The sequence below is a fragment of the Caulobacter hibisci genome (genome assembly GCF_016135805.1).
Classification (GTDB): Bacteria; Pseudomonadota; Alphaproteobacteria; order Caulobacterales; family Caulobacteraceae; genus Caulobacter; species Caulobacter hibisci.
This window is the reverse complement of the sequence record NZ_JADWOX010000006.1, coordinates 168,554-193,615: the sequence shown is the minus strand read 5'-3', so window position 1 is coordinate 193,615 and position 25,062 is coordinate 168,554. Positions and strand designations below refer to the sequence as shown.

Genomic DNA, 25,062 nt, shown 5'->3' with positions numbered 1-25,062 from the left:
GAACTCAACGCCAGGGCGTCAGGACCTCGTAGCGGGTGACGTCGGTCGGGCTTGTTCTTGAGGCGCGGATCAGCTTCCGCTCCGCCAAGTGGAGCGCCGCGGCCTGGACGCTGCGCTTCGAAAGGCCAGTGCGCTCGGCCAATTGGGCATGGCTGAGGGGGACCGCGCCCTCGCCCAGCGCGGACAAGGCGATGTAGACGAGGAACGCGGAGGGACGGTGGTCGTGACCGACCAGATCCCGCATGAGGGTGTCCAGAACGTAGCCGTCTAGCTTGTAGTGCTTTTCGGTCATCACCCGCGCCTGCATGTTGGACCCGGGCGGAGCCTGGGCGGCGCCGAACCGGAACTCGATGTGATCAAGAAGCTCAACTATGTCGGAATTCCAACCCGGGATCAGGCGCGAGCCTTGGTCTTCTGGACCAGCGTCATGGGCTTTACGATCGCAACGGACCGACCTGTCGGAGAGCGACGCTGGATCGAGCTTAGCATTCCCGGAGCGCAGACAGGCCTGTTGCTGTTCACACCGGATGGCCATGAAGACAGGGTCGGCACCTTCTTCAACGGGTCATTCGGATGCGAAAACGTTCAGTACGAATATGAACGCTTGTCGGCCAAGGGCGTCGTGTTTCTAGGGCCGCCGGAATCGAAGCCCTTTCCCCATGTCTATTTTCAAGATCCTGACGGCAATACCTTTTTCCTATCCAGTCGTTGAGGCCAGTCGGCGGGCCCTTGCCAGATTGGCGATGAGCCGAGCTTGGTCTGCACACTGAGCGCCACCCAGGCGGGCTGACCTGGCGCGCATGAAAGGCCTGGCTCAGGGCACCGTCATCGACAGTGTCCAAGCCGAACTGATCGAGAGACCGACCATCAGCGGCCCCCCGCGCCCGGGGCTTGCGAGCGTTCCCGGCGTCGACCTGCGCTGCTGCGGGAACCGCGCCTCCGGCCCGTCCAGATAAGCGGCGCCGTCCCGCCGCACCGTCAGGGACTCTTGCGCAGTCGCCGAACCCCGTTCTAGACTCCGCTCACGCCGCTGAAAGCGCGGCGTCGAGGCGTGAGAACCTCGCTTGAACAAACCGCTTCGTGTCCGGCTCCGCCCCGGCGCGACCGGCGTGCTGCGCGCGCGGCGCCGTCGATGACGGCCGCCCCTCACTCAAGCCTGTGCTCTCATCGGACCGGCCTTTCGCCGGCCCACCGCCTCAGCGGAGGCGGATATGACGACGCAAAGCAGAGCCGGGGCGCCACCCTGTTCGCCCCCTCGACGGGACGGGCGCGGATGACGTTCGAGATCCAAGACCGTCCCCAGACAGCGTCCGTCCGCCTGGAGGCGGCCAAGGACACCCGGCTCGAGGCCTTGGTGCGCGGCCAGTCCCCCGCGCTGCTGCGCTTTCTGGTCAGGCGGACGCTCAATCGCGAGGAGGCCCAGGATTTGGCCCAGGAGGCGTTCCTGCGCCTGACCGATGCGGCCCGGCGTCGACCGATCGGCAATCCCGAAGGCTATCTGAAGCTCATCATCCGCAACCTGCTGCGCGATCGGGCCAAGAGCGCGGCGGGCCGCCACGAGCGGCGGCTGGCCGCCTTCGATCCTGAAACGCTCGCCGCCAGCGACAGCGACCCTCACCAGGCGCTGGTCGCCCGCCAGACCCTGGCCCGTTATGAAGCCGCGGTCATGGCGCTCAAGCCCAAGACCCGAGAGATCTTTCTGATGCACCGACTGGATGGCCGGACCTACGCCGAGATCGCCGTCGTGATCGGCATGAGCCTGGGCGGCGTCGAAAAGCAGATGGGCCGAGCGATCGCCCATATCGACCGCGCTCTGAGCCGGCCCTAGACTGCACGACATGATCATCGGGGAAGACGACAAGCTGCGCGAGGCCGCAGCCAGCTGGTTTGCTCGCCTACGTGCTCCTGGCGGGGAGGCCGCGCGCGCCGAGTTCGAGGCCTGGTGCGCCCAAGACCAGGCACGGCGCGTGGCCTACGACCGTATGGTCGAGCGCTTCGAGACCTCCGCCATCCTCGGACATTCCCGACTGGCCGGCCTGCGGATGCGGCAAAGCCCCGCCCGCCGAACCTCACCGCCGGCCCTCTGGTGGGGCGCCTTGGCCGCCTGCGTCGCCGCGGCGGTTGGCTTGACCGCGGTCTTGTCGCAAGGCCGAACACCTTGGTCGCCTGGAAGCGACCGCTACGCCACCGCCGTCGGCGAGATCCGCACCCTGACCCTGGCGAACGGCGTGAGGGTGACCCTCGACACCGATTCCATCCTGACTTCCCATATCCGTTCGGGTCGCCCGATCCTGAGCCTGGAGCGCGGCCGGGCCCGGGTCGAAACGCCGATCGACCTAGCGGCGCGGGCCGGCCAGGCGCGCGTCCGCGCCAGCCGGGGCGTCTTCGATCTCAACCGCCTGGATTCCGACCGCGCCGACATTACCCTCATCAGCGGAGACATCGCCGTCGACGCCGTGGGCGGCCCAACGCCGGTCCGCGACTTGCGCCTGGCGCCAGGCCAGCAGGTTGCGCTGGAAAGAGGCCGCCCAAGCGCCCCCCATGCGGCGCCCGCCGCCAGCCGCGACTGGCCCACAGGCCTGCTGACCTTTGACGCCGCGCCGCTCGACGCGGTGCTGGCGGAGGCCAATCGCTACAGCGCCCGGAAGATCCGGCTGGCCGATCCGCGCCTGGCGCGGCTGCAGGTCAGCGGCGGCTTCCGGGTTACGCGACCCGAAGAGCTGTCAAAGGCCTTGGCGGCCGCCTTCGGCTTGACCCTGCGAGCCGCGCCTGACGGCGACTACGTGCTGGCGCGCAACGCGGCGTGACGATTTTCGTCGGTCCCATGAACTATTTCGGGGGGTGAACCCCGCCTACCTCGTCAAGGCCCCCAGACAGATCGCGATCGGCGCGGTCCGCCGGGTTTGGGGGCCCTCATGTTCCAACACCACACCACGCTTCGCCACGGCCTGCTGACCAGCGTCGCGGCCGTCACCCTGGTCCTGGCCGCGCCCGCCGCCGCCCAGGACACCGCGCGCGACTACGACCTGCCGGTCCAGTCGCTGGGCAAGTCCCTGGGCCAGGTCGCCCAGCGTTCCGGCCGCCAAGTGGTGGTCTCCAGCAGCTTGGTGCGGGGCAAGACCGCCCCGGCGCTGAAGGGCCAATACACCGCCGATCAGGCCTACGCCGCCCTGCTGGCTGGGCAGGGCCTGAAGGTCACGCCGGTCGGCGACATGCTCGTGCTGCAGCCCGCCGGCCAGGACGCCGGCCTGGGGGAGCGCCAGGCCGGCGCCGCTGAGGCCCTGTCGGAGATCGTCGTCACCGGAACCCGGATCCGCGGCGCCGCGCCCGTTGGCTCTAATCTGATCGCCATCGGCCGCGAGGATATCGAGGCCAGCGGCTACGCCACCACTCAGCAGATCGTGCAGTCTATTCCGCAGAACTTCGGCGGCGGCCCCAACGAAGGCACCATGTACGGCACCGGCCGCAACGGCAGCAGCGCCAACCTTGCCGCGGGTTCGGGCGTGAACCTGCGCGGCTTGGGCGCCAGCTCGACCCTCGTCCTGCTCAACGGATCTCGGCCGCCAATGGGCGGCCGGACCGGCGTCTTCGCCGACATCTCACTGGTCCCGTCAACGGCGATAGAACGCATAGAAGTGCTCGCCGACGGCGCTTCGGCCCTCTACGGGTCCGACGCCGTCGCCGGCGTGGTCAATGTCGTCTTTCGAGATCGCTACGAGGGCCTGACCACCCAGTTGCGCTACGGCGGAGCCAAGGGGGGCGCCGAAGAGGCCCAGTTCGGCCTGCTCGCCGGCAAGGCCTGGGAAGGAGGCCGGCTGGTGGTCGGCTATGAGATCAACCGACGCGACGCCCTGGCCGCCTCGAAGCGCGGCTACGTCACCGCCGATCTGCGTTCGTTCGGCGGCGGCGACTATCGCTCGCTCTATTCGAGCCCAGGCACGATCTTCACCGGCGGCCGCTACTATGCGATCCCGGCCGGCCAGAACGGCGTGGGCCTTCGCGCCGACCAGCTTATCGCCAACAAGATCAACTACCAGGACGGCCGCGTCGACACCGACATCCTGCCGCGGCAAACGCGCCAGGCGCTCTATGTCCGCGCCGAACAGGACCTAGGAGCCAGGACAAGCGTGTTTGGCCAGTTGCTGGTCGCCGACCGTCGGACCAGTTTCCGGGCTCTGACCACCTCGCAAAGCGCCGTCACCGTCCCAGTCACCAACCCCTTCTACGTCGATCCCATCGGCACGCATCAGCCGGTGCGGGTGCTCTACAGTTTCATCAAGGACCTGGGCCCCAATCTCTACGCCGCCCACGTCCGGGCCTACGACGGCGCGTTCGGCGTCCGACAGATGTTCGGATCGTGGTCGGCGTCGGCCAGCCTGGGATTTGGCCGTCAGGACGAAGACACCCTGACCAAGAACTACGTCAACACCTACCGACTAGGCCTGGCGGTGGCCGACACCAACCCGGCGACGGCGTACAATCTGTTCGGCGACGCCGGTTCGACCAACGCCGCCACGATCGAGTCGATCCGCGGCTTCGCGGCCAATTTTGGCGTCTACCAGGCATTGTCGGCCGACCTGAAGGCGGACGGGCCGCTGTTCGACCTCCCAGCCGGCTCGGCGCGTCTAGCTGTCGGACTCGAACACCGGGACGAGCGCTATCGGCTCGACAGCCTCAACTACATCAGCACGGCCGCCCCGTCCGCCAGCCGGCTGAACCTGCCGGGCCCGCGCCAGGTCGACGCCGGCTTCGCCGAACTCCTCCTGCCGTTGGTCGACGAGACGATGAACATGCCCGGCGTACGTCAGCTCAAGGCCTCGTTGGCCGGCCGTATCGAGCGCTACAGCGACTTCGGCGTCACCCGGAACCCGAAGATCGGCCTGGACTGGTCGCCGCTGCGCGGCGTGACGCTGAAGAGCGCCTATGGGACCTCGTTTCGCGCCCCAAGCTTCTACGACATGCGCCAAGGGGTGGGCAGCGGGCTCTATCAACCCGTGTCGCTCAGCGATCCCAACGCCGCCAGCGGCAGCACCGTGGTCCTGGCGCTGATCGGCAACAAGCCCGGGACCGGCCCGGAGCGGGCCAAGACCTGGACCACGACGGCTGAATGGAAACCGGCTACGAACTTGAAGCTGTCGGCGACCTATTTCCAGGTGCGCTATCGCGATCGCATCAGCAGCATCAACGGCGACATCTACAACGCCCTGATCAACCGTGCGAGCTATGCGGCGCTGCTGACCGACAATCCCGACGCCAGCGTGGTGGCCGGCTACTACGCCAGTCCGTACTTCTCCAACCCGCTGAACATCGCCGCCTCCAGCATCAAGGTCATTGTCGACGCGCGCGTCCAGAACCTGGCGGTCGTCGACGAGGACGGTGTCGATCTCGACATCGACTACCGCCGGGCGCTGGGCTGGGGCCAGCTGTCCCTGGGCCTTGCCGCCACCTATGTGATGAGCGTCGAACAAGCCGTCACCGACGGCTCGCCCCGCGTCGAGTCGGTCGGCACGGTGGGAAATCCCGTGCGGCTGCGCTGGCGCCTGCGCTCGGGCTTGAGCGTGGGTCCCTGGGACTTGGCGGGCTTCGTGAACTTCACCGACGGCTATCGAAACCAGACGGTCACCCCGAACGAGCACATCGACGCTTGGACGACCGTCGACCTAAATCTCGGATACCGCTTCGAGACGGGGCGAATGGCCGGCCTGCGGGCGAGCCTGGCGCTCTCCAACCTCTTCGACAAGGATCCGCCCTACGCCAACATGAAGACCTCGACCTCTGGGATCGGCTTCGACAGCGACAACGCCAGTCCCATTGGCCGCTCGGTGGCCGTGCAGTTGACCAAGGCATGGTGAGCCTCGCCGTCCTGGCGGCGGCCGCGAGCGTGATCGCAGCTGCGCCGCCGACGCTCGACCAGCTGGTCGAGGTCGTCGACATTTCCAGCCTCGCGATCTCACCAGATGGCCGCTGGGTAGCCTTCCGCCAAGAGCAGCCGTCGCTCGCCCGCAACGTGACCGAGCTGTCCTGGTGGGTGGCCGAACTCGACCGGGACACGCCCCCGCGCCGGGTCGCCGATGGCGGCAAGGCCCTTTGGACCTATGCCGGCACGCTGCCGGCGGAACCGCCGCTGTGGTCGTCCGACAGCCGGACCTTCTACATCCGGGCCCGGATCGGCGAGGGCGTTCAGGCCTGGGCGGTCGATCTTCGGGACGGCGCGCGGCCCCTAACCGCTGAAGCGGGAGACGTCAGCGAGTTGGCGCTCGCCGACAGCGGCGCGCGCCTGACCTTTTCGGTCGGTCCCAGTCGGACGGCCATCGAGGCCGAGGAGCAACGCCAGAAAGACCAAGGCGTCCGCATCGACGCCTCGATCGACCCGGCTCAGAGCCTGTTCGCCGCCGGCGAGATCAACGGTCGCCTCTCGGCGCAGCGGCTGACGGGCGCGTGGTTTCGACGCCAGGGCCTGCTGGCCGCCACGCCGACCGTACGCAAGGCGGTCTCCCTGGCGGTTCCCGGCGCGGCTGCTCCGATGGACGCGCCAGCGTCGCCTCAGTTGCAACCCGTCGGAGCGCGGTCGCCGGACGGTCACGGCCTCGCCCTGATCGTCCAAGACGAGCGCCGCGGTGTCCGGGTCGAGCGTCCATCAGGCCAGACGGCGAACTGCTTCGGCGAGCCCTGCGCTCTGGTCAAGAGCCTGGCGTGGCGTCCCGGCGCTGACGAGGTCATCCTGACGCTGGGCGATGCGGCCCGCCGACAATGGCTGGTTGCCTGGCGCCCGGCGTCCGGCGCGCTGCGCACTTTGACACGCGCGGAGGGGCTGGTGGGCGGCGGCGGTCCAGCCGGCGCGGCCGCCACGCCCTGCGCCCTGACCCACGTCGCGGCTGTCTGCGTCGTCGCCGCCCCCTCAACCCCGCCCAAACTCCTTCTCATCGCTCTGGGCGGGGATCGCGAGCCACGTGTACTCGCCGCGCCCAACGCCGTGCTGGAGGCTACCGCTAGGCCTCCGGTGCGTTTGCTCGAATGGCGCGATGCCGACGGACGGACCTTCTCCGGCTGGCTGATGTCGCCGCCCGGCCCACCGCGCCGCGGCCCGCTCTTCGTCACCTACTATGTGTGCGAGGGCTTCCTGCGCGGAGGCTTCGGTGACGAGTTCCCGCTTGCGGCCATGGCGCAGGCCGGGATCGCGACACTCTGCGTCAACAAGGCCTACCAGTCCGAAAGTAACCACGATCCGGTCTCTGACTATCGCACCGGCTTGTCGGCGGTCTCGGCCGCCATCGACCTGCTCGCCAGCCAAGGCCTCGTCGACGGCGACAAGGTCGGGATGGGCGGCTTCAGCTTCGGCAGCGAGGTCACGACCTGGACGGCCATGAACAGCAACCTGCTTGCCGCAGCATCGATCGCTTCAACCCAGATGGAACCGGCCTACTACTGGCTTCACGGTGCGGCGGGCCGCGACAACCACGCCGTGCTCAGGCGCAGTTGGGGCCTGGGCGCGCCGGAAGAGACCCCCGAGCGCTGGCGTCTCATCTCGCCAGCCCTGAACGCGGCGAGGATCCGAGCGCCCTTGCTGATGCAACTGCCAGAACAGGAGTACCGCCTGAGTTTCGAGCTCTTCGCGCGACTGTCCAACTCAACCACGCCGGTGGAGCTCTATGTCTATCCCGAGGAGCCGCATCTGAAGACCCAACCCCGTCACCGTCTGTCGGTCTACCAACGCAATCTCGACTGGTTTCGATTCTGGCTTCAGGATCAGGTCGATCCCGATCCAGCCAAGGTCGAGCAATATGAGCGCTGGTGGTCTATGCGAGCACGCCAAACGTCGTCGGCCCAGCCCTAGCCGGTCCAGGAGCGCGCCCAAAGCTCGACATCGACAAGCCGCACGATGCTCATGAACCGGGCGTCATCCATTTCGACGGGGCCGCTCATGGTGCGGCCCACGGCTTCTAGGTCCAGCACGCCTTGCTCAGCCAGTCTCCCGTTGAAGAGCACGCGCTTAATCACCGGCAAGTTGGACTGATAGGCTTGGGCGATGAAGCGGTTGATGCGTCCCTTCGAGCGGCGGTTGAAGACATCGGACGGCAGCAGAGCGGCATAGGCCTGTCGGGCGACGGCTCGATCGCGACCGCCTGCGACGCTGAGCCAGGTCGGGATGCGCAAGGCCAGCTCAAGGACGGGCTGAGCGACGTGCGGTGAAATGATCCTGCCCGCGAGGCTCCTGTCGAGCCCGTCCAGGTGGCCGTGGATGCCCAGCACCGCCTCGACATGCCGACGGCGGCCGGGCGTGGCCTGTTCGAGCCCCTCGAGCCAGGGCCGAGCCGGCGGCTCCAAGTCCCAAAACGCCGGCGACAGGTGTTCGAGGTCTGGCGAGGCGCCGCGAGCGGCCGGCCTTTGCAGGCTGATGCGAAGCGCCAGCCTGGCGACTGTCCACGCCGTCGCGCCGGTCAGGGCGGCGATGTCCAGTACGGTCGTCGCAAGGCCTGGGCCAAGCCCTTCGACGCGTAGGCGATCAACGACGGGCGCGGCGGAATTGAAATATCCGAGGACGCTGTCGCCGCCGGCGCCGTTGAAGAACGCCGTCGCGCCCCGCGCTCGTCCTTCGCGCAGGAAGGCCGCATCGACCGATTGCAGCACCGTCGAGCGCCCCGGCCGAGCCAGGCGAACGCGCGGCGGCGCCTCGAAATCGATGTCGCTGGCCGTCAGACCGAGCTCGACCATCGGCAAGCCGGCCGTGGCGGAAACCTGGCGTGCATAGCGACGCTCGTCGCCTTCGGGTCCTTCGGTCGTCACGTTGACAGCGTGGACGTTCGAGCGACCGCGCAACGCCAGGGCCACGATGGAGGAATCCAAACCTCCGGAGAGCTCAAGAACGATCGCGCCTTCGGCCGAGGCCAGGGCGGCGACAGTTCGCTCGACTTCGGCGAACAGGCGTGGCGCGGCCTCGTCGTCGCCCAAATGCCGGTCAACGCCGACAAAGTCGCGCGGGCGCCAGAAGGCGGCCGACGTGCGACCCCGGCCCGACAGAACCAGCGTGTCGCCCGGCGGCAGCTCGTCCACGCCGACAAGAGCCGTGCGGAGCGTCCGGGCGCCGCGATAGGCTATATGGTGGGCCAGCTGGCGCCAATCGACGCGCGGAGCAAGGAGCCCAAGATCGACCACGAGGCCAGGGTGGGAGAAGACATAGTCGACGTCGTCGATCACGGCGTGCAGGCACGGTGTCTGACCCGAGGGGTCGCGCGAGACGCTGACGAGGTCGGGCTCCGCCTCGACCAAGACGGCGACATAGCGCCCCCAGTAGTCGCTCGCCAACCGTTGGCGCGATCGCAGGGCCGGTGCGGTGAAATCCGCCTGATCACCGACACGCCTGGGCGAGGGCTCTCGCGTGAAGAGCACCCCGAAGATCACGCCGCCGCCCTCGGGCAAGACGACGGCTTCGGCCGAGGCGAAGGCCGCCCACTGTCGGCCCTGGGCGCATAGAGCCAGGGTCTTGGTCAGGCCGCCGGCCTTGATCGCCTCGATGAGGCGAGCAGGCGTCGCCCCGCGCCAATGGGCGAAAAGATAGGTCATCAGGTCACCAGGATCGGTGTGAGCATGGCCGCCCGGTGCACCGTCTCGTTGAGGGCGCAATCGCCCGCCTGGACCCAGGCGTGAGCCTCGAAGGGTCCTACTCCGACGGCGAAGACCACATCCGCGTCGCTCCCCCGTCGGGCCAGAAAGTCCGCAAGCGCCAGTGAATCCAGCAGACAGACCGAAGCCAGCGGCGTCAGGCCGCGAACCGCTAGGAAGCGGCGCGCCAGGTTCTCGACGACCGCTGCAGCGTCTCCGCCACGTCCCCGCCGTCTACGGCGTCTGCGCCGCGCGACGATTTCGGCTAAGGGGCGCGTCCTGAGCAACAGCCAGGTTGAAGCCAGAGCGAGCGCCGCATCTATGAGGTCCTGGGCCGTCGCGCCCGAACGGCCGTGCGCTTCCTCGCTCAGGCTGCGCGAGGGCCGCAGATACTGGCAGGGCAAGGGAGGATCTGGTTCCTCGCGCTCGACCAGCAAGCCTTGGGCGACCAGACTCCTCAACGCGGAGACGTGGTTCACCGTCTCCGGCCCGCTTGTCAGAACCGCGAGGGCCTCGGTCTGGCCGGCGGTGAGGCCAAGATAGCGATCGCGAGCAAGATCCAGGGCCACGCCCCGGCCTTCGGCGATGCAGTAGGTGACGCCCTCGGCCAAAGCGTAGGTCATTCACACCCCCCAGAAGCGGAGCACACGGCCGAGCCGCGGCTCCGCGCGCCGTTAGTCTTGGTTCAGACCGCTCTGGGGCTGTTCCTGTGAAAACTCGGGCATGGTGCTGGGCGCGCCCTTGGTCTCGACGCTGACGGCGCCGAGATCGACCAGGCGATCCTCAACGGGAAGAATGGTCCGCTCCATGGCGGCCTCCTTGCGGCTGGGTTGAGATTGGCCCCGACAGGGGGCGGGTGATCAGGCGGAGCGGCCCGGGCCGCCCCGCCACGCGCTCAGTCGGCGGCGATGCCCGAGCGCGGCTGCTCTTCGGAGATCTCCGGCAGGACGTAGGGCCCGCCCTTGGTCTCGACGCTCACCGCGCCCAGGTCGATCAGCTCATCGTCGATGCGGTCTTCGATCCGTTCCATGACGGTCTCCTCATCAGGTCGCCACTCCAGTCGTGGCAGCTGAACGATGCGACCAGAGGTAGAGAACACGCAGAGGATAAGACGAGAATTCTACGAAAATTCTCCCGCGGCTCAGCGGGGCTCGCGATCGCCCAGCCCGGCGAGCAACCGCGCCAAGCCCGGCACCAGGCGCAGACGCTTGCGGTGATAGGCCACGATCGCCTGGCGCACCCCCGACCCATCTCCGACCTCGACCAGGCGGGCAAGCTCTCGCAGTTCCTCGCAAAAGTCGGGGATGAGCATGAGTTCACCCCGCCGGGGCCGATGCAGGCGATCGGCTGCGCCGGCCACCGCCCACTCGACCTCGATGTTCCCGCAGTGGGCGGCCAGGCTGGCGAACAGACCTTCCAGAAAGAGGATCGGTTCGGCCGCCGGATCGATACGGGGCGGCTGAGGCGGCGGCGCGTTCGATGGCGCCGAGCGCAAGGCGTTGACGAGCAGGGCCGCGTTCCATTGATAGAGGTCGGCCAGTCCAGGTTCGGTGATCCGCGGCAAGGAAAAACCCTCGCCCTGGTGGCTGACCAGAAGGCGCTCGCCGGCCATCCGATGCAAGGCGGCGCGCACCGGGGTGGCGCTGGCCCCGACACGGCGCGTGAGGTCGGCGACATCGACACGGTCACCGGGCCGATGGTCGCTCTCGGCCAGAAGGAAGGCCTTGATGGCGAGATAGACCCGCTCGCCGGTGCCTGCGCGCTCGATCATCGGCCGCTCCTGGCGGCCCGATCCTGATCAGCACGCCAACTGTGGCGCGCCCAGCCTGGATCGAGGCCGGACGCGCCGTTTTCACTGAAGGCCAATGATGGCGCGTGCGAGCGCGGCGCGCACCTCGGAGGAATTGCCCCCGTATTTCTCCAGGGGCCGGCCCTAGATCAGGCCCACGGCCCTCAGGCTTTTGACCTCGCCCGCGCCGACGATCATGTGGTCGTGGATGGTGAGGTTCAGCGCCTTTCCCGCATCGATGAGCGCCTTGGTCATCTCGATGTCGGGGCGCGAGGGCTGGGGATCGCCCGACGGATGGTTGTGAGCCAGGATCAGGGCCGAGGCGTTCAGCTCGAGCGCCCGGCGCATCACCTCGCGCGGATAGACCGGCGCATGGTCGATAGTGCCCACGCCCAGCCGCTCGCTGGCCAGCAGTTGGTTCTTGCGATCCAGGAACAACACCCAGAATTCCTCGCGCGGCAGGCCGACCATCAGCGTCTTCAGATACTCCGCCACCTGCCAGAAACTGGTCAGCAGCTGACGGTCGATCAGCTTGGCGGCCGCGAGGCGCACGGCCGTCTCGCGCGCGAGCTTCAGATCCAGGATGGTGTCGAGAGCCAGGTGCCGAGCCAGCTCGGCGGGGTCGGCGGCCAGAACGCCGGCCAGGCCCCCGAAGCGATCGATCAAGGCGCGCGCCCGGCCAACGCCATCGACCTGGCCCGACCTGGCCAGATGCAGCTGCAGGAGTTCGACGTCGTGCAACACGCCGGTCCCGTGACGCTGGGCCAAGGCGCGCGCCCGCGCCGTCGGATCGGGATCGACGACGTCGAACCGCATGAGGGCGGCGGTCTCGGCCACGGTGTCCTGGATGCCCGGGTCCTGGGAAGGGACAGAGAAGGGGGTCATGGCGCGCTCTGCGCTGTCGGCGCCGGACCAATCTCCGGATCGCTCGCCCCCAACGCCCCCGCCTTTATCCTTTGACCCTAGGCGGCGGCCGGCAGGATGGTCTGCACCGGCCAGCGCGCCAGCACCGCGGTGAGCACCTCGGGCTTGTCGGTCGGCACGAACACCCGGGGCGCGTAGTTGATGATCTCCACGAACGCGCCCAACTGGGTGATGGTCTGCCGCTGGGCGCTGGCCCCCACCACCTCGATGCGCCAGCGGTCCATGACCTTGGCCCGCCGCAGCCACAGCCCCGTCGCCAGCGACAGCGCGAGGTTCTCCTGCAAGATCAGGCGGCTGGTCGTGGCGCCGTCGCCCATGGCCTGGGCGAGATCCGTCAGGCCCAGGGCCACCTTGACGGCCGGCGCCTGGGAAGGCTCAAGCACGCGGCCAAGCCACCGGCGGCCGTCCGGCGCCTTGACCCGGCGCACCGCCATCTGCCGGGCCGGCAGGCTCGACCAGACCGGCAGCAGCAATCCCGTGACCAGGATCAGCTCGCGCGACACCCAGGGATCGGCGGCGGCGAGCTCGGCCTGCCAGGCCGCTCGCCAGGTCGCCTCGTCGACGCTCTCCCACGCCGATTCCTCGAAGCTCTTCAGGGAGGCGATCGATCGCTTCTCCGGCCGCACCAGGCGCACGGCCTGGATCAGCCGATCCTCCTCGTCGGTCGTGGTCAGGCCCTGAACCACGAGGGCGGCGCGGCCCGACTTGCTGTTGACCGCATAGAGGCGGCCGGCCGCCCCGGCGCCGGCCAGGGCCGCGTCGGCGTCGATCAGCACCCGGCGCGTGCGCAGGCCAAACCGTACAAGCCGGGTTTCGGCGCGGGTGACGACGTCGGTGCGGATGGTCTCCTCGTCGAGCACCGCCAGGTCGTCCGGCACGATATCCTCGACGCCCTTGTCCAGGGCGCCGGAAGCGGCGGCGCGTTCGAGGATGCTCCCGAGGATCGCGTCGAAGGCGCTGAACAGGGCGTTCTGGTCGGCGATCCGCAGCGCCAGCAAGCGGTTGAGGAAGGTGTTCATCGGCGGCATGTCGTCGGAACCCTTGAGCTGGCCCTCATGGTCGAGCAGCGACAGCCCGGTCTTGGCCTCGAACGCTTCCCGGCTCATGGCCTCGACCTTGCCCATGTGCAGCGCGACGTAGAAGGCCTGCAGGGCCCGATGGGCCCACGGGCTTTCCAGATTGTCCTCGGCGCGAAACAGGCCGTTGCCGGCGGTGCGCCGTTCACCGCGCGTCAGGGCGCCTAGGCTGTCGAGACGCCGGGCGATGGTCGACAGGAAGCGTTTTTCGCCGTGGATATCCGTCGTCACCGGCCGAAACAGCGGCGCGCTGGCCTGGTTGGTGCGATGGGAGCGGCCCAGGCCCTGGATCGCCGTGTCGGCGCGCCAGCCCGGTTCGACCAGATAGTGGACCCGCCGCTGCTGGTTCTCGACCGCCAGGTCGGCATGATAGCTGCGACCGGTGCCGCCGGCGTCGGAGAACACCAGCACCCGCTTCTTGCCGGACATGAACGCGTCGGTCTCGGCCCTGGCCGCCGAGGCGGCCCGGCGCTCGACCAGGCGACGGCCATCGCGCTGCACCACCCGACGCGATCGGCCGGTGATTTCGGCCACGAGGTCGGGACCCAGAGCCTCCAGAAGCGCGTCGAGCACGCCGGGCACGGCCGGCAGGCAGGCCAGATGGGCGACCAGCTCGTCGCGCAGACCAAGCGCCCGCTGGCTCAGCACCGGCGCGCCGTCCTTCAACAGCGGGACCATGGTGATCGCGCCGCTCTCGTCCTCCACCGCGCTCATCGCCTGGACCGGGAAGGCCCCCATCAGATAGTCGAGGACCTGGTCCTTGGGCGTCATGTCGATGGTCAGGTTGTTCCACTCCTCGACGGGGATCTGGGCCAGCCGCCGCTCCATCACCGCCTCGTTGGTCGAGACGACCTGGATCACCGAGGAACGTCCGTGGGCCAGGTCCTCCCGGATCGAGGCCAGGAGACTGGGCGACTTGAGGCCCGCCAGCAGATGGCCGAAGAACCGCAGCTTGGCGCCCTCGAACGCCGACATCACCGAGGAGGCGGCCTGCGGACTCTGGACCTCCCCATCCTTGATCACCCCGACGGCGGCCAGGGCCGCGCGCAGGTTGCGGTGGATCAGCTGGTAGGCGTCGGCCCAGGCGTCCCAGATCTCCACGTCATGCGGGGTGAGGGGATGGCGCAGGGCCTCGTACTCGACCCCGTCGAACGACAGCGACCGGGCGATATAGAGGCCCAGGGCCTTCAGCTCCCGGGCGATCAGTTCCATGACCGCCACGCCGCCGGCCTCGACGGCCGTCAGAAAGGCCTCCCGCGTGGTGAACGGCGCCTCCGGCCCGCCCCACAGGCCCAGGCGCGAGGCGTAGGCGAGGTTTTCCGGCGTGGTCGCCCCGGTGGCCGAGACATAGACCACGCGGGCGTTGGGCAGGCGGTTCTGCAGCGCCAGGCCTGCCATGCCCTGCAGCGAAGCCTTCCTTGGCCCGCGCGCGCCCCTGCCGCCGCCGGCCGCATTGGCCATGGCGTGGGCCTCGTCGAAGACGATCACCCCATCGAAGTCCGCGCCCAGCCAGGCGACGATCTGGTCGAGGCGCGAGCCCTTCTCGCCCCGGGCCGGCTGGCGCAGGGTGGCGTAGGTCGAATAGAGGATCCCGCGATCCAGCCGTATGGCGTCGGCCTGCTTCCAGGCGCTTTGCGGCGTGATGTCGTGCGCCCCGCCGCAGATCGCGCACCAGTCGCGGCGCGCGTCTTCCAGCAGGGCGTCGTTCTTCGACAGCCACAGGGCGCGCATCCGGCCCTGGGCCATGTTGTCGGCGATGATCCCGGCGATCTGCCGGCCCTTGCCGCAGCCGGTGCCGTCGCCCAGGAAGAAGCCGCGCCGCAGGCTGACGGCGCTGGCGTCATCGGCGGTGGCGAGGTGCGCCAGATGGGCCGCCTCCCCAAGCGACCAACGGCCGGGGGGCTCGCCGGCATGGGCCTCGCCGGCATAGATGACGGTTTCCAGTTGGGCGTCGGACAGCCGGCCCTCGTCCAGGAGGGTGCTGGGCAGCACCGGGCGGTAGGTCGGGGCCGGGGGCGCCACCGAGGCCATCGGGGCCGACTCCACCAGGGCCGACGGATGCGGCCGCGCCGCGTCGATGGCCACGCGGCCCAGCCGGTAGGCCTGGTAGATCCCCACTTCCGCGCCTTCGCCCGTCCAGTCGATCAGGCGGTAGGCGAGCGGCCGGGTGTCGGTCAGGAAGGCCAGGCGACCGGACGGGGCGGCCAGGGAACGGGCCCGGGGCGCCAGGACAGCGGACTGGGCTACAAGTTGGAAGCGGCGGGGCTTGGCGCTGGATCGCGGGGGCAGGGCCGCGACCGCCAACGCCGCATCGGCCAGGCTGTCGCAGGCGCGACAAGGCGCCATCACCGGCTCGGCGCCGCGATCAATGACCAGAAGTCCGGTTTCGACCGACGTCCCATGCCCGGCATAGGCCCGGGCGGGAAACGCCAGACGCGCGAGGATCGCGCCGCCGCTCGCCAGCTTGCCCAGGGTCCCGGCGTCCTCGAACAGCCCTGCGGGGACGATGGCGCACAGCCGGCCGCCGTCGGCCAGGGTGTCGAGCCCCGCCTGCAGGTGCGCGGCCAGGTGCTGGAAGGGCGGATTGGCCACCACGACGTCGAACTGGCCGGCGCTCGGCAACAGGTCCTTGAGGTGGACGGCGTCATGACGCGTGCGCGCGGCGAGCGGAAAGAGGCCGTCGAGCAGGCCCGACCGCGTCGGCGCGATTTCGTTGAGCGCGAGAACGCCGCCGCAGGCCTCGACGATCACCGCCATCAGGCCCGTCCCGGCCGATGGCTCGAGGACCCGGTCGCCGCCGCGAACCTGAGCGGCCAGCACGCCAAGGGCGGCCAGCTGCGGCGGTGTGGAGAACTGGTCCAGATCGACCTGCTCCTGACTGCGCCGGGTGTGGGTCGGGGTCAGGGCCGCGAGGTCGGCGAGGAGGGCGCAGATCTCCGCCGGCGCGTCCTCCAGACGCGCGATCTGGGCGCCCAGACGGCGGATCTGCAGGACCAGAGCCGCCTCCACCGCGTCATAGGCGTCGCGCCAGATCCAGGCGCCCTCGGCGTCTGTCCCGCCAAAGCTGGTGGTCATCACGCCTGCGATGAGCTTGCGATCCAGGGCGCGCGAGCGGTTGAGCTGAGGCGCCAGGGCGCGGGCGGCGGCGAGGATGTTGGCCGCCGCATCGGTCGAGGCGGCGGCGAACAGGGGCATGGCGGTCATGATCGGGCTCTGGATCACCCGCCGCGGAGGGCTCCTCCCTCCAGACCCGACGGGCTCGCCCGTCGCCACCCTGGCTTTGACCCTTTGGCGGCCGCGCCGCAGCTACAGGGATCGAGCCCCCGCCGAAGAAGCGGAGGCTCGACAGGGTCAGGCCGCGATCGCGTCCGGGTCGTCGGGGTCGCCGGGCTCGGAGCCCGCGTCGCCAGTGTCCTCGTCGCCAACGCTGTCGTCGTCCCGGCCGGCCGCCGGCCCCTCGGACGGATCGACGGCTTGATCGCCGGGCGCCTCGCCGCCGCCTTCCGACGCCGCGGGCTGGCTCTCAGGATCGCTCGATAACCAGGTGACCGACGACGGAGCCCATCGCCGTTCGGCCGCCGCTTCGGCCACGAACTCGACAAGGGCCGGCTTCTTGAGCCCGGCCGCCCGATCGTCCTCCACGCCCATGGCCTCGAGCATCGCCAGAAGCTGCGGCTTGGCGTGGACGGTCAGGAACGCGGCGTCCGGCGTCCAGTGGGCGGTGATGTCGGCGTCGCACAGCCGCGCGATCTCGGCGGCCTCGGCCCTGGCCGCGTGGCGGATCAGGCCGGTGCGGACCTCGCGCAGGTCGAGGCTGACGGCGACCATTTCGGCCAGCAACGCCATCTTCTCGCCGTGCGCCAGAGCCTGGACGAAACCGATCGGCCGCAAGCCCGAGGCCTTGTAGGCTTGGCGTCGCGCGTCGAGCCGGGCGTGGACGTCGCCATCCAACGCCGGATGGGCCGGAAGGCTCCCGCGCTTGTAGGCCGTGGCGGCGATGCTGACCGCCGACTCGCCCTGATAGACCACCCCGTCGAGCACGGTGTGCTTGAAGAGCTGGGCCAGCAGGGCGATCAGGGCGACGCCGGGCTGGTCGGCCAGGTCACGGATCAGGCCGCGGGTCGCCAGGTCGGTGCGGGCGTCGTGCAGGCTGTGGCCGATCCCGGCCACCTCGACCTTGGCCTCGGGGATGGCGATGTCCTGGGCTACCGAGACCGAGCGGCGACGCGGCGCGGCGATCCGCCCCGCTTGCTCGTCGTCCTCGGGCTCGTCCCGGGTCGGGGCCGGACGGGCGTAGAAGGTAGTGGAAACGCCAAGCTCGCCGCCCGGCGTCAGCATCACCGCGCCAAGATCCCTATCGACCAGACCCGATCGCGCATAGTCCAGCTGGGCCACCGCCAGGGTGGTGACGCTGTCGATGGCGTTCTCCTCGCCCAGGTCGAGCGCCTTGAGCGCGGCGGTCGCGGCCGCGACCCGTTCACGCGCCTGGGCGCGGACCGCCTGGCGCTCAGGGTCGAGGTCGGGAACGTAGACATAGGGCAGGGTCTCGAACCCATCGGGCGCGCCGTAGCCTCTGTCGGACCCGAGCAGGACGACCAGGTCCATGGCCTCCAGTGCATAGAACAGGGGCGCGATGCGCGCGCGCCAGAGGCGATCGAGCAGGTCCGGATCCAGAAGGCGGTCGGGCATCTCGCCGAACAGGTCGGCGATGAGCCGCCCGCCCGAGCCGGCATAAAGCGCGGGGCCCACCAGGGCGTAGCGGGGATCATCGGCCGTGACCTGATCCTGCTCGATCAGGTTACGCAGCTGATAGTCCTGGAAATGGCCGTCCAGCGCCGATTGAGCCAGATGCGCCAGCTGGGCGCGATCCTCGACGCGGGCGAACATCCGGGCCTGCTTGAGCGTGATGCGGCCGGCGCGGAGCGCCGCCAGCACCTTGGGGTGGACGCCCGAGAGCGCCTCCAGCCGCTTGATCTCCAGCTCCGAATAGCCCAGCGACGCGGCGATGAAGGCCGTGTCCATCTTGGCTTTTCGGAACTTGCCGATGGCGGCGATGATCGAGGCGATGTGAACGGGCGCATGCTCGGCGTTGGGCAGGACGACGGCCGCGGCCTGGGCGGCCTTGTCGGCGACCAGGATCACGTCGAACGCATAGTCCGGCGTGATGGCGCCGCGCTCGAGCAGGAGCAGCAACGCCATCCGCCGGCGCCGGCCGTCCAGGGCCATATACTCCTGCTCGCCCCGCCGGCCCGCGCGCACGATGGGGGGAATGATCACCCCGGCCGCGAGGATGGTTTCGGCCAGCTGTTCCACCCCGTCATCGGCCGGCTCGTCATAGCGCAGGTTCTCTCGAGCCAGGCCGAACTGGCGCAGGCGGATGCGCACCTTGGCTTGAGAGTAGGATTGGGAGTGGGGCTTGGCCGGGGCGCGGGCCTGGGGCTCGACGGCCACGGCTGCGGAAGACTTCGAACGGGTCATGACGCGGGTTCCAGCGCCGCCGGACGGGGACATCCCGCCGTTTGGGCGCGCCTCGCCTCGCCCTGCCTCTCTCCTTTACGCCGCGGTTCCGCCGCACCGCGCCTGACGGCGACCTCGAACTCATTCCAATCCCCATGAGGCGTCGGGGGCAGGACGATGCGGACCCGCAGCCCCTGGGGCCGCAGCGCCCTCGCCAAAATCTTGGCCGAAGTCTCGCCGTCGGGTCCGCGATCGGCGGCGATCACCACGGCCCGCACGCCCGGCGGCGGCCGCCATGCCCGAAGGTTCGAGGTCGACAGCAGGGCCCAGGCTGGGAGGCCGAACCGCCGCCGCGCCGACAGAGCGGTGAACACCCCCTCGGCCACCAGCAAGGTCGGGCCGGCTGGATCCAGACGCACGGCGCCGCCGGCGGGCAGGACGCCCACCGTCTTGCGCGGCAGGCGCAGATCGAACGCCCGTCTCCCGCCCGGGGTCAGGTAGGTGATCTCCACCGCGCTGATCTCGCCGTCTGGCCCGGCGACCCCGGCGAGCAGGGCTGGGCGTGTCGCGCGCGTGGGCCGGTAGACCGCCAGAGGCGCGGCGGGGTGATGGCGCAGGGCGTGGGGACCAGGCGGCGGGCCGCCGATCCCGCGCGAGCGAAGGTGGCGGTCCGACAGGGTCCGGGGCAGGGCGACGCCGTCGGCCCACAGCGCCCGGGCCACCGCGCGCCGCCGCTCGACGCTAGGCGAGGGCTGCGCCGTCGGCGGAGTCGAACCGGTGCCGCAGGGTCTTAGGTCCGACAAAAGGCCCAAGGCCCGAAGGTGGTCGCGGACCGCGCGCCAGTCGCTGTCGCCGAACGTATGGACGATCAGGCGATCGTCCTTGAGCCACAGCGACACCGATCGATCGTGTCGCCCATGGCCGGGCGCGGGGATGTTGGCGCGACGACCGCCGTCATAGAGATCGCCGCCGAGGCGACGGACAATGGTGCGTAGGGACATGGCCAGGATCCAGCGACCGCCACATGCGGCCCGCCCCGCCCAATCCTGCCTTTTTCTCTCGCCGCGCCGCCGCCCTCAGGTCTCCAGGAGACCCGCCTGCCACCAGCCGCCGAAACCGCGCTCGCTCGTCTGCGCCGAGCACGAACGAGCCGGTGGCGCAGCCCCTATGGATTGTGCGGCTGACGCCGCCGGGATTGACGAGGGTCCAGGCGCAGCCTCAGAGCGGGGTTCAGGCGGCGATGGGTCCAAGCAGAGGTCCGGCAGTTCGCGGACCGACCCGGACTCCAACGTCAAGGCGGCCTTCGCAATCGTCACCGCGTCGGTCTGGGCGACCGCGCCCCCGACGAGCGGGTCGACTGACGCGCGCCAAGGTCCACGGGACGTGTCGATCACCGCTCCATGCGCCCAGGAGCCGATTTTCCGCGTCCCGATCTGCGTGGGGTGTGCCGCTCCTTCAGCCCATAGAGGCTAGGCAACAGGTGCAGGGCGCCGATCCGCTCGCGCTCGCACATCGCCCGCAGATAACCGCCGGCAGAGCTGGTGATCTCGCCGTCCTTCCAGCGGGCCAGGACCGTGACCACGGCGATAGCCGCGCGGTTTCGGCCAAGGGTCTGGCGCGCCTCGCGCAGGGCCGAGACATTGATGCCCATCAGCGGCGCGACCCGCGAGACCGCGTCGACCAGGTCCTCCCATTCGGCCCCCGCGGGATCGTCCAGGTGAGCGTGGATTTCCGGCGCCGCCTCCAGGACCAGGGAGAGCGGGATGACCTCCTCATTGATCCGAGCCTCGGCCGCTTCGAGCCCGTCGGCCTCACGGTCGAACGAGGCTCTCGCCGGCCGCTCCGCTACTTCTTTTTGATGAGCCAGATACGTTGCTCTTTCAGATCTAGGCTGGGTTGTAGGTTCTTTATGGGCTCGGCTTTCCAAGCCCCTGGGCTCTGACTCTGATGATTTGCGGCCTCTCACCCAAGCGCCGTCCACCGCCGCCAGCAGCTGACCAAACCGGTCCAGCAGGGCCTCCAGCTCGCCGAGGGCAGGGGTGCGGGGCAGGCGGCCGCTGGCCTCGGCGATGGCCCGGGGCCAGTCGAAGCCCGCGAGATCTTGGGCGAGGGCGTCGGCGCAGACCGTGCGGATCTCGCGCCGGACCTCGCCCAGCTTGCGCTTCAGATGCCGGCGCTGGTCCTGCTCGCGGCTCCGGGCGGCCGCCAGGTCGGCGAACTCGTCCCAGCGCACCGCCAGCGGCGAGAGGTCAAAGCCGAAGGCCTCGATGATCTGGCCACGCTCGCCCCGGTAACCCCAGCGCTTGCCGTTGCCGCTGTCTTTCATGTGGACCAGGCCCGCGCGCACGGCGGTCCGGATCAGGCCCTGGATGACCGTGCGCGAGCGCTGCAGCTCCTCGCCGAGCATGTCGTTGGACGGCCAGGCGATCGGATGGGTCTTGCCCGTCCAGTCCTGTTCCTGGGTGACACGCACCAGGGCGCGCACCAGCCGCACGATCCCGTCGCCGAACCCAAGCCTGGGCGCGGCCCGCTCGAACCGATCGAGCAGCATGGCCTTGGAGATCCCCTCGGGGAGCCCCTGATAGGCGTCGGCGAGCCTTGCGGCCGCCCATTGGGCCTCCGCAAGACGGCGCACGTCGCCGGTCCCGTTCTGGACGGTCTGCATTTGTATCCGCTCCTCTGCCGAGGCCGCGGGCACACAGGTTCCCGTCGCGCGAACGCGCGTTTTTGGATTGCAGCGATGTCGGTGATTCGGTAGAAAGAGCAGGACTTGAGAGCTCGGGCGGGACGCCAATCCCGTCTAGCGAATGACCTGGAGAACCCGGCGCGTTCAGGCGAGCCGGGTTTTTCTATGCGCTCACGGCAGGGTTCCTTTCCGGTTCGCCTCGCTCGAAATACTCCCGCAGCAACAGCGCCAGGGCGTCGTTCCGATTGGTGAGACCGCGCGCCTGCTTCATCCGATCGAGCAGGTCGATCAGGTCGGCAGGCACCAGCGCGTTCAGTTGACCCTTGCCGCGCGCCCGGGCTTCGGCCCGGAGGCGGCGCTGGTACTGCGCTTGATATTCAAGGTCGCGTGCGGTCGTCATGGCGTGTTCGATAAGATCGCGATTCCGCCGGCGACAACTAATAAAGGTAAACGCCGAACACTGGCCGGGCGCGAATAAACGCCTTGCTCGCCTGAAGAATCGCGCCGCCAGCCTGAGTCGGTGCTGATCATGGTCGCGCCTCGACTTCCGGCGGCAGGATCAGATCCTTGTCGACCAGAACCCGCACGGGATAGCCCGGCCGGATCCTCAAGGTCGGATTGCGCTGCAGGTCGCGCTCGACCAGACGCTGGCCCGTCTGGCTGGCTTGGGCCGAGAGGCCTCCGGCGGCGTCCTGCAGCACCAGATTGTCGCCGCCCCGGGTCAGGCTGTTCTGGGCGACCGCCCCGCCGATCGAGATCAGGGTCGACAGGCCGATGGCCCGGGCCAGGACCGGCAGATGCGTGTCGACCTTGTCGGCCAGCCCGCCCGCCCCGCTGACGTCGGCGCCGGTCATCCGCCCAACTCCACGGCGCGGCCGCTGGGATAGATCAGCCGCGTCCAGACCAGCAGCACCCGATCCTGGCCGTAGCCGACCTGGCTGTCGTACTTGCCGATCAGCCGGGCGCCCTGGGGGATCAGGACGATGCGGCCCGTGCGATGATCGAAGACCGGCTGGGTGACCTGGGCCACCACCATGCCCGGCAGGTCGGAGTTGAGCCCCGTGACCAGGGCCGCGGCGATCACCGAGCCGGCCTTGACCTCGTAGGGCGAGACCGGCGCCAGCGGCAGGCTGGGCGCATAAGCCGGCCCGGGCGCTGCGGCGCGCGCGATAAAGGCCTCCTTGGCGCTGAGGGCCGCCGGCGCGCTGGCCGCCTGGGCGCTGGCGACGCCATCGCCCGGAGGGCCGCCCCCTTGGCCGCCAGGTTGGGCGCTCGCCGTTCCCGGGGGCCCGCCAAACATCGGCGCGGAGGTACGGGCCGCCTCCTGCTCGGCCAGACGCTGCTGCCGGGCGGCGCTGCGGGGCGCGGGCGTCACGCCTGGCGCGAACGCGGACGCCGCCCCCGCGTCGCCGCCGCGCCCCGCGGTTGGTTGGAGCCCGGCGACCGACGCCGCGCCAGGCGGCGGTCCAAGGTCGCCGTAGCTGGCCGGCAGCCGCTCGTCGATCGGCGGGGCGCTCGCCGCGGGCTCGGCGGTCGATGCGGCCGCGTCTTGCGGCTTGGCGCGCTTGTGGCCGCCGCCAAAGGCGATGAGGAACCCTAACCCCACCAGGACCAGGACTACAAACAGCCCCGCGGCGATGACGATCGGCCGATAACGGGTGATCGGCGGGCGCGGCGCGTCCAGCACCGAGCGCGCCGAGGCCTTGGTCGGACGCTCGGGAACGCCGGACCCGCTTGCGGGGCGATCGGCGCCCCGATCCGGCGCTTCGGCCTGCGGCGGGGCGCTCACGAGGCCGCCCCTTCGCGCAGGATCCGGACCACCGTCTGGCGTTTGGCGCCCAACCGCAGTTCGGCGCGGTCGATCAGCCGATCGACGACATAATAGACCCCGCTCTGACGGTAGTTGACCAGTTCGGCCTGGTCCTTGTCGCCGAGCAGGAACAGCGGCGGCGCCTCGCGGGTGGCCAGGTCGGCGGGAAACTGGATGTAGGTCCGCGTTCCATCGTCGAACACGCGCACCGGCGTCCAGGCCGGAGGCTTGGCCTTGATGGTCTTGATCCGATAGCGGAAGTTCAATCGCTCGACGGGCACGGGCTGGGCGACCGTGACGGCGGGCTGGCTGGCAAGGCGGGCCCGCTCGGCGGCGACCTCCTTGGCCAGATCCTGCGGATAGTTCCAGCTCAGCACGCTGGTATAGGCGGCGCTGGCGGTGCTCACCGCGTCGATCAGATAGGTGCGCTGATCGGTGGTCAGAACGATGTTGGTTCGCAGGTCGGGGCGGATCGGCTTGACGAAGATCACCACCTGTACGGCCTCGCCGGCCCCGGCCTGGGTCTCCCCAATCACCCAGCGCACCGTGTCGCCGGCGGCCTTGGAGATCAGTTTCTCCCCCGGCTTGAGGGTGATGGTGGTCAGGAACCTGGGACTGGTGTGGATGGTATAGAGCCTGCCCGGCTCGAAGTCGTAGTAGAGGGCCGAATTGACATAGGCCGCGGGGCTTGGCCAGTCGCGGGCCTGGGCGTTGGCCTGGGCGATGGTGGCCAGCGAGGCCGAAGCCGGCCGAGCGCGGCGGGGCGTCTTGCGGCGCGCCGGGCGGCGGCGCTGAGCCGCGGGTCTGCGGCTCGCGACGTCCGCGACCGGCCGGGCCTGGGCAAGCCGCGGCGAAGATGCGGCCGGGGCGGCGGTCCTGGCCTGGGCTAGCGCTGGAACCGGGCCGGGCGCGATCACCGGCGCGGTCGTGATCGCGTCGGCTTCCGCGACGCCCAGGGACGCCAGGGCGGCGAGCGCTAGGCCCGCGCGCGACAGGCGAGACCAGGTGAGTGACGAGAAGGTCATAGGTCGCGGCTCCACTGAAAGGCGGTGACGAAAACGCCCAGGGGGTTGGCGCGTAGCTGGGCCTCGTTGCGCGGGGGCGTCTGGGCGACGGTGAACAGGCCGGTCCAGCGCTGGGCGGGCAGGGCCGCGCCGTGCTCGTAGACGGTCTCGCGCCACTGGACCTGGTAGGTGGTCGGACTGCGCGGCAGCACCGAGACGATCTCGACGGCGATGGCCTGGTCGCCCACGCGGGCGAAGGGATCGTTGTCGCGCGCATGCTGGGTCAGGCGAGCCTTGGCGTCGCCGGCCACGAAGCCATAGGCCCGCATCCAGTTCTGCCGCAGCACGATGGGATCGGTGCTCTTGGACCGGACCATCTGCACGAAGTCGGCGACGAAATAGCCGGTCTCGGCCTGGGACGGCGCGTAGGTGCGATCGGCCAGCTCGATCCGCCCGGGCCGGCCGTAGCGATCGATCGGCACCACATAGGTGGCGATGTGGGTGTCCTGGCGCTCATAGATGTAGGCGCCCAAGGCCATGGCGGCCAGGCCGGCGAAGGCCAGCGCCGTCAGCCGCCAGTTGCGAGCCTGGACGCGCGGACTGCCGATCCGGTCGTCCCAGACCTGGGCGGCCCGGTGATAGGGCGTCTCCTTGGGGGCGGAGTCGCCATAGCGCTCCTGGGCGCGTTTGAACGCGTTGGGCATGATCGGGCTCCG

21 protein-coding genes are annotated in these 25,062 nt (G+C 69.8%); 5 read left to right on the top strand and 16 right to left on the bottom strand.

The features are described 5' to 3' along the window. Positions 1-4 precede the first annotated feature (4 nt). On the bottom strand, positions 5-292 hold the full coding sequence (locus tag I4Q42_RS11155; protein ID WP_198576146.1) for a helix-turn-helix domain-containing protein: 288 nt from the start codon (positions 290-292) through the stop codon (positions 5-7). A gap of 60 nt (positions 293-352) precedes the next feature. On the opposite strand from I4Q42_RS11155, the gene I4Q42_RS11150 reads away from it, so the two are divergent. The 5 genes from I4Q42_RS11150 (at position 353) to I4Q42_RS11130 (ending at position 7,834) form a co-directional block, all read left to right on the top strand. Next, positions 353-712 (top strand): VOC family protein, encoded by a 360-nt coding sequence (locus I4Q42_RS11150; protein ID WP_332873064.1) that lies wholly within the window; start codon positions 353-355, stop codon positions 710-712. Between the two features lie 561 nt (positions 713-1,273). Further along, positions 1,274-1,828 (top strand): RNA polymerase sigma factor, encoded by a 555-nt coding sequence (locus I4Q42_RS11145; protein ID WP_198576145.1) that lies wholly within the window; start codon positions 1,274-1,276, stop codon positions 1,826-1,828. Between the two features lie 10 nt (positions 1,829-1,838). Further along, entirely contained in the window at positions 1,839-2,807 is a 969-nt protein-coding gene (locus I4Q42_RS11140; protein ID WP_198576144.1) for a FecR family protein, read from the top strand. Between the two features lie 108 nt (positions 2,808-2,915). Continuing rightward, a complete protein-coding gene (locus I4Q42_RS11135; RefSeq protein WP_198576143.1) occupies positions 2,916-5,852 on the top strand; it encodes a TonB-dependent receptor in 2,937 nt (978 codons plus the stop codon). Next, positions 5,846-7,834 (top strand): Atxe2 family lasso peptide isopeptidase, encoded by a 1,989-nt coding sequence (locus I4Q42_RS11130; protein ID WP_198576142.1) that lies wholly within the window; start codon positions 5,846-5,848, stop codon positions 7,832-7,834. The genes I4Q42_RS11135 and I4Q42_RS11130 overlap by 7 nt, the downstream gene beginning before the upstream one ends. On the opposite strand, the gene I4Q42_RS11125 is transcribed toward I4Q42_RS11130, so the two are convergent. From I4Q42_RS11125 to trbF, 15 genes are all read right to left on the bottom strand, one after another. Next, positions 7,831-9,417 carry an asparagine synthase-related protein gene (locus I4Q42_RS11125; protein ID WP_198576141.1) on the bottom strand — a complete coding sequence of 529 codons (1,587 nt, stop codon included), beginning with the start codon at positions 9,415-9,417 and terminating at the stop codon, positions 7,831-7,833. The genes I4Q42_RS11130 and I4Q42_RS11125 overlap by 4 nt on opposite strands. Positions 9,418-9,560: 143 nt before the next feature. After that, positions 9,561-10,223 (bottom strand): lasso peptide biosynthesis B2 protein, encoded by a 663-nt coding sequence (locus I4Q42_RS11120; RefSeq protein WP_198576140.1) that lies wholly within the window; start codon positions 10,221-10,223, stop codon positions 9,561-9,563. Positions 10,224-10,274: 51 nt separating this feature from the next. Next, positions 10,275-10,409, bottom strand: a complete 135-nt coding sequence (locus I4Q42_RS11115; protein ID WP_198576139.1) for a benenodin family lasso peptide — start codon at positions 10,407-10,409, stop codon at positions 10,275-10,277. 86 nt (positions 10,410-10,495) lie between these two features. Further along, positions 10,496-10,630: a benenodin family lasso peptide gene (locus I4Q42_RS11110; protein WP_198576138.1), complete on the bottom strand. Its 135-nt coding sequence runs from the start codon at positions 10,628-10,630 to the stop codon at positions 10,496-10,498. A gap of 111 nt (positions 10,631-10,741) precedes the next feature. Next, a complete protein-coding gene (locus I4Q42_RS11105) occupies positions 10,742-11,371 on the bottom strand; it encodes a GntR family transcriptional regulator (RefSeq protein WP_198576137.1) in 630 nt (209 codons plus the stop codon). A gap of 162 nt (positions 11,372-11,533) precedes the next feature. Next, on the bottom strand, positions 11,534-12,274 hold the full coding sequence (gene radC / locus I4Q42_RS11100) for a RadC family protein (protein WP_232793040.1): 741 nt from the start codon (positions 12,272-12,274) through the stop codon (positions 11,534-11,536). Positions 12,275-12,351: 77 nt separating this feature from the next. Beyond that, complete coding sequence (locus I4Q42_RS11095) at positions 12,352-16,593, bottom strand: strawberry notch-like NTP hydrolase domain-containing protein (protein ID WP_198576136.1); 4,242 nt, start codon at positions 16,591-16,593, stop codon at positions 12,352-12,354. A gap of 147 nt (positions 16,594-16,740) precedes the next feature. Next, on the bottom strand, positions 16,741-18,867 hold the full coding sequence (locus I4Q42_RS11090; protein WP_198576135.1) for a ParB N-terminal domain-containing protein: 2,127 nt from the start codon (positions 18,865-18,867) through the stop codon (positions 16,741-16,743). Beyond that, on the bottom strand, positions 18,864-19,847 hold the full coding sequence (locus I4Q42_RS11085) for a DUF7146 domain-containing protein (RefSeq protein WP_198576134.1): 984 nt from the start codon (positions 19,845-19,847) through the stop codon (positions 18,864-18,866). The genes I4Q42_RS11090 and I4Q42_RS11085 overlap by 4 nt, the downstream gene beginning before the upstream one ends. Positions 19,848-20,236: 389 nt before the next feature. Continuing rightward, entirely contained in the window at positions 20,237-21,511 is a 1,275-nt protein-coding gene (gene repC, locus I4Q42_RS11080) for a plasmid replication protein RepC (RefSeq protein ID WP_198576133.1), read from the bottom strand. A gap of 184 nt (positions 21,512-21,695) precedes the next feature. Beyond that, on the bottom strand, positions 21,696-21,932 hold the full coding sequence (locus I4Q42_RS11075; RefSeq protein ID WP_198576132.1) for a ribbon-helix-helix protein, CopG family: 237 nt from the start codon (positions 21,930-21,932) through the stop codon (positions 21,696-21,698). 127 nt (positions 21,933-22,059) lie between these two features. Then, entirely contained in the window at positions 22,060-22,386 is a 327-nt protein-coding gene (locus I4Q42_RS26375; RefSeq protein WP_269816481.1) for a TrbI/VirB10 family protein, read from the bottom strand. Next, positions 22,383-23,321, bottom strand: a complete 939-nt coding sequence (locus tag I4Q42_RS26500; protein WP_332873063.1) for a TrbI/VirB10 family protein — start codon at positions 23,319-23,321, stop codon at positions 22,383-22,385. Before I4Q42_RS26500 ends, I4Q42_RS26375 begins: the two co-directional genes overlap by 4 nt. Then, positions 23,318-24,367, bottom strand: coding sequence for a P-type conjugative transfer protein TrbG (trbG, locus tag I4Q42_RS11065; protein ID WP_198576131.1), 1,050 nt, complete (start codon positions 24,365-24,367; stop codon positions 23,318-23,320). Before trbG ends, I4Q42_RS26500 begins: the two co-directional genes overlap by 4 nt. Next, positions 24,364-25,050 carry a conjugal transfer protein TrbF gene (trbF, locus tag I4Q42_RS11060; RefSeq protein ID WP_198576130.1) on the bottom strand — a complete coding sequence of 229 codons (687 nt, stop codon included), beginning with the start codon at positions 25,048-25,050 and terminating at the stop codon, positions 24,364-24,366. Before trbF ends, trbG begins: the two co-directional genes overlap by 4 nt. Between the last annotated feature and the right edge of the window lie 12 nt (positions 25,051-25,062).

What these genes read in the sequence shown, in the direction of transcription:
- I4Q42_RS11155 (WP_198576146.1), bottom strand. Translation starts at nt 292, where the DNA reads ATGACCGAAAAGCACTACAAGCTAGACGGCTACGTTCTGGACACCCTC.
- I4Q42_RS11145 (WP_198576145.1), top strand. Translation starts at nt 1,274, where the DNA reads ATGACGTTCGAGATCCAAGACCGTCCCCAGACAGCGTCCGTCCGCCTG.
- I4Q42_RS11140 (WP_198576144.1), top strand. Translation starts at nt 1,839, where the DNA reads ATGATCATCGGGGAAGACGACAAGCTGCGCGAGGCCGCAGCCAGCTGG.
- I4Q42_RS11135 (WP_198576143.1), top strand. Translation starts at nt 2,916, where the DNA reads ATGTTCCAACACCACACCACGCTTCGCCACGGCCTGCTGACCAGCGTC.
- I4Q42_RS11130 (WP_198576142.1), top strand. Translation starts at nt 5,846, where the DNA reads ATGGTGAGCCTCGCCGTCCTGGCGGCGGCCGCGAGCGTGATCGCAGCT.
- I4Q42_RS11120 (WP_198576140.1), bottom strand. Translation starts at nt 10,223, where the DNA reads ATGACCTACGCTTTGGCCGAGGGCGTCACCTACTGCATCGCCGAAGGC.
- I4Q42_RS11115 (WP_198576139.1), bottom strand. Translation starts at nt 10,409, where the DNA reads ATGGAGCGGACCATTCTTCCCGTTGAGGATCGCCTGGTCGATCTCGGC.
- I4Q42_RS11110 (WP_198576138.1), bottom strand. Translation starts at nt 10,630, where the DNA reads ATGGAACGGATCGAAGACCGCATCGACGATGAGCTGATCGACCTGGGC.
- I4Q42_RS11105 (WP_198576137.1), bottom strand. Translation starts at nt 11,371, where the DNA reads ATGATCGAGCGCGCAGGCACCGGCGAGCGGGTCTATCTCGCCATCAAG.
- radC (WP_232793040.1), bottom strand. Translation starts at nt 12,274, where the DNA reads ATGACCCCCTTCTCTGTCCCTTCCCAGGACCCGGGCATCCAGGACACC.
- I4Q42_RS11095 (WP_198576136.1), bottom strand. Translation starts at nt 16,593, where the DNA reads ATGACCGCCATGCCCCTGTTCGCCGCCGCCTCGACCGATGCGGCGGCC.
- I4Q42_RS11090 (WP_198576135.1), bottom strand. Translation starts at nt 18,867, where the DNA reads ATGACCCGTTCGAAGTCTTCCGCAGCCGTGGCCGTCGAGCCCCAGGCC.
- I4Q42_RS11085 (WP_198576134.1), bottom strand. Translation starts at nt 19,847, where the DNA reads ATGTCCCTACGCACCATTGTCCGTCGCCTCGGCGGCGATCTCTATGAC.
- repC (WP_198576133.1), bottom strand. Translation starts at nt 21,511, where the DNA reads ATGCAGACCGTCCAGAACGGGACCGGCGACGTGCGCCGTCTTGCGGAG.
- I4Q42_RS11075 (WP_198576132.1), bottom strand. Translation starts at nt 21,932, where the DNA reads ATGACGACCGCACGCGACCTTGAATATCAAGCGCAGTACCAGCGCCGC.
- I4Q42_RS26375 (WP_269816481.1), bottom strand. Translation starts at nt 22,386, where the DNA reads ATGACCGGCGCCGACGTCAGCGGGGCGGGCGGGCTGGCCGACAAGGTC.
- trbG (WP_198576131.1), bottom strand. Translation starts at nt 24,367, where the DNA reads ATGACCTTCTCGTCACTCACCTGGTCTCGCCTGTCGCGCGCGGGCCTA.
- trbF (WP_198576130.1), bottom strand. Translation starts at nt 25,050, where the DNA reads ATGCCCAACGCGTTCAAACGCGCCCAGGAGCGCTATGGCGACTCCGCC.